Annotated in this window: 1 protein-coding gene; it reads right to left on the bottom strand. The window is 47.5% G+C overall.

All coding sequences use genetic code 11. The features are described 5' to 3' along the window. Positions 1-98 precede the first annotated feature (98 nt). A partial coding sequence (locus AB5443_RS25310) for an IS66 family transposase (protein ID WP_368119652.1) occupies positions 99-936 on the bottom strand: 838 nt, incomplete at its 5' end.

Raw genomic sequence — 936 nt, 5'->3', positions numbered from 1 at the left:
GTAAGCATTCGGCCTTGTGCGTGTTTCTTTCCAAGCTATAATAAAGCCAAAAGCCAGACGTACTTCGTCTGGCTTTTGGCTTTATCAATCTTTCTCGTTTATCCTTTCCAATTAAATGGCAGTAAATCGGAGTAGTCGTTTTTCTCTTCTCTTTCTTTCTCCTGTACCCTAATCAACACGTCCTGCATCCATAGTTTTGGGTTCACCTTATTTTCCCTGCAACATCCCATCAGTGAAAAGAATATTGCCGCTGCATGTGCCGCCTCATGTGATCCGGAGAAAAGAGTGTTTTTTCTGTTCAAAGTCAATGGTCTTATAGAACGCTCCACCGGATTATTGTCAATGCAGAATTGTGCATCGTTGACATATCCGGACAGTTGTTCAAATCGTGTGTACATATAGAATATGGCCTTGGCAATAGGCGATTTCTCAACCGTATGTTCATATTCCTCCTTGCACCATTTTTCCAGTCCTTTGATAATAGGGTACGATTCTTCCCGGCGAAGCTTTACTACAGCCCCGCCTTCCAGATGTTCTATCCTGATTTTCTCCTCCACAGCATACAGTCTGCCTATTTGTTCAAGTGCATACCCTGCTCTGGGAGGGTCATTCCCTTCCGCTTCCACAAACTTGCGCCTGACGTGTGCCCAGCAGCACAGGTGTAACTTTCCGGGTAGCGTGTCGAACTCGTCATATACTGCAAAGCCGTCACTCTGTACCACCCGGACCTGTCCTGCCAGCAGTGTGTCTATTCCGCTGCTGCCACGTCCCTTGTGGTATTCAAAGAAGGGGGTATGGAACCGGGGCAGATAGAAGTTCCACATATACCCGCGGTGAAGGGCACCGGGACGGTCGCTTTCAAGTACGGGATGGGGCGTCTCATCGGCCATGACGTAATAACTATCCTTGACCAGTTCACGAAGCTCATTATAGACC

The sequence above is a fragment of the Bacteroides sp. RTP21281st1_H5_RTP21281_210402 genome (assembly GCF_040918965.1).
GTDB lineage: Bacteria > Bacteroidota > Bacteroidia > Bacteroidales > Bacteroidaceae > Bacteroides > Bacteroides congonensis.
The sequence above is the reverse complement of the archived record's forward strand: the minus strand, read 5'-3'. Positions and strand labels throughout refer to the sequence as shown.